The 2,563-nt window shown below is 72.9% G+C and carries 2 protein-coding genes; both read left to right on the top strand.

Annotated features, from left to right (window positions below; genetic code table 11):
* Positions 1-1,190: UDP-N-acetylmuramoyl-L-alanyl-D-glutamate--2,6-diaminopimelate ligase (locus AB0J09_RS62055; protein ID WP_360713515.1), on the top strand; the 1,190-nt coding region annotated here is incomplete at its 5' end.
* A partial coding sequence (gene murF / locus AB0J09_RS62050) for a UDP-N-acetylmuramoyl-tripeptide--D-alanyl-D-alanine ligase (RefSeq protein ID WP_360713514.1) occupies positions 1,190-2,563 on the top strand: 1,374 nt, incomplete at its 3' end. The genes AB0J09_RS62055 and murF, both read left to right, overlap by 1 nt.

Genomic DNA, 2,563 nt, shown 5'->3' with positions numbered 1-2,563 from the left:
TCCTCGGCGTCACCGGCACCAGCGGCAAGTCCACCACCACGTTCATGATCGAGGCGGGCCTGCGGGCCGCGGGCCACACGGCGGGCCTGGTGGGCGGCGTCGAGATCCACGCGGGCGACGTGCGCTTCGAGCCCACGCTCACCACGCCGGAGGCGTCGGAGCTGCACGGCCTGTTCGCCCTGATGCGCGAGGAGGGCGTCAGCGCGGCCGTCATGGAGGTCTCCAGCCACGCGCTCGCGCTCGGCAGGGTCGACGGGCTCTTCTACGACGTCGCCCTGTTCACCAACCTCTCCCAGGACCACCTCGACTTCCACAAGGACTTCGAGGACTACTTCGCGACCAAGGTGCGGCTGTTCCAGCCGGAGCTGAGCCGGGTCGGCGTGACCAACATCGACGACCGCTACGGGCGGGAGCTGCTCGACCTGGCCAAGGTGCCGATGACCACGTTCTCGGCGCTGGGCGACCCGGAGGCCCAGTGGCGGGCGCTGGACGCCAGGCTGGGCGCGGACGGCAGCGCGTTCAGGGTGGTCGGCCCCGGCGGGGTCGAGGCCGACGCGCAGATCTCGCTGCCGGGGCCGTTCAACGTCGCCAACGCGCTCGGCGCCATCGTCACCCTGGTCGAGGCCGGAGTGCCGCTGCAGACCGCCGTGCACGGCGTGGGAACGCTCACCGGCGTACCCGGGCGCATGCAGCGGATCACGGCCGCGGACGACGAGTTCCAGGCCGTCGTGGACTACTCACACAAACCCGGCGCCGTGGAGTCGGTGCTGCGCTCGCTGAGGTCCGTCACGGCGGGCACGCTGACGATCGTGCTCGGCTGCGGCGGCGACCGCGACAAGGGCAAACGGCCTATCATGGGCGAACTCGCAGCTCGCCTGGCGGATGTGGCGATTTTCACGAGCGACAATCCGCGCTCGGAGGATCCGCTCGCCATCCTCGCGACGATGATGGAGGGAGCGCTCCGCGTTCCGCAGCACGACCGCGCTCATGTGATCATTGAGCCCGACCGCGCGGCCGCCATCGGCCTGGCGATCGCCCGGGCCGGGCGCGGCGACGTGATCGTCGTGGCCGGCAAGGGTCACGAGCAGGGTCAGTACGTTTCAGGCGAAGTGATCCCCTTCGACGACCGCGAGGTGGTCGCCGAGTCGATTGCCGAACGCAAGGAAAGCACGGAAAGCAGGAAGCACTGATGATCCCGTTGCCTCTGGCCAGGATCGCCGAGATAACCTCGGGCGCCCTGTCGGGCATGGCCGATCCCCGCGCTGTGGTGCGCGGGCCCGTCGTGATCGACTCGCGGGCCGTCGAACCGGGATCGCTGTTCGTCGCCTTCAGGGGCGCGCGGGTCGACGGTCACGACTACGTCGCGCAGGCGATCAGGGCCGGAGCCGTCGCCGTGCTGGCCACCAGGCCGGTCGACGCCCCCGCGGTGATCGTGCCCGACGCCGCCGCCGCGCTGGCGGAGCTGGCCGCCGCCCAGGCGGCCACGCTGCCCAAGGTCACCGTGATCGGCGTGACCGGCTCGGCGGGGAAGACCACGACCAAGGACCTCCTGGCCAAGCTGACCGCCCGGGTCGGGCCCACCATCGCCCCCGTCGGCAGCTTCAACAACGAGCTCGGCCACCCGCTGACCGTGCTGCGGGCCGACCTCGACACCCGCTTCATGGTGCTGGAGCTGGCCGCGCGCAACATCGGCCACATCAAGGAGCTGACCCGCATCGCGCCGCCGCAGATCGGCGTGGTGCTCAACGTCGGCACCGCGCACCTCGGCGTGTTCGGCGGCAAGGAGGCCATCGCCAAGGCCAAGGGCGAGCTCGTGGAGTCGCTGCCGCGCACCGGCGTGGCCGTCCTGAACGCCGACGACCCGATGGTGCGGGCCATGGCCTCACGCACGGAGGCGCGCGTCACGTACTTCGGGCGCGCCGAGTCCGCCTCCATCCGGGCCGAGAACGTCTTGATCGACGCCCGCGGGCGGGCCTCGTTCACGCTGCGCACGCCCTCGGGGTCCGCGCCCGTGTCGCTCAAGCTGTACGGGGAGCACGCGGTCGAGAACGCCCTCGCCGCCGCCGCGGCCGCCTACGAGCTGGGCCTGCCGGTGGCGACCATCGCCGAGGAGCTGTCGGAGGCCACGCCGCGCAGCCGGTGGCGGATGGAGGTCACGGACCGGGCCGACGGGGTGACGGTCGTCAACGACGCGTACAACGCCAATCCCGACTCGATGCGGGCGGCCTTCGAGGCGTTCGCGGTGCTGGGGCGGGGGCGGCGGCGCTTCGCCGTCATCGCGGCGCTGCGGGAGCTGGGCGAGGAAGGGCCCGCGCTCAACGCCGAGCTGGGCCGGCTGGCCGGCGGCTCAGGGCTGGCCGGGCTGATCGTGGCGGGTCCTGACGCGGGGCCCGTGCTGGAGGGCGCACGCGCGGCCGCCGCCGAGGCCCAGGCGGCTGCCCAGGCTTCTCTGGACGCGCAGGCGGCGGCCGACGCCGCTGCCGGCCTCCCACCCGCCTCCGGACCGTACGCGTCCGGACCGCACGCGCCTGCAGGCCCTCCGGGCCCCGCCGGGCCTCCGGTC

It is taken from the genome of Nonomuraea sp. NPDC049784 (assembly GCF_040659615.1).
Taxonomy (GTDB): domain Bacteria; phylum Actinomycetota; class Actinomycetes; order Streptosporangiales; family Streptosporangiaceae; genus Nonomuraea.
The sequence above is the reverse complement of the archived record's forward strand: the minus strand, read 5'-3'. Positions and strand labels throughout refer to the sequence as shown.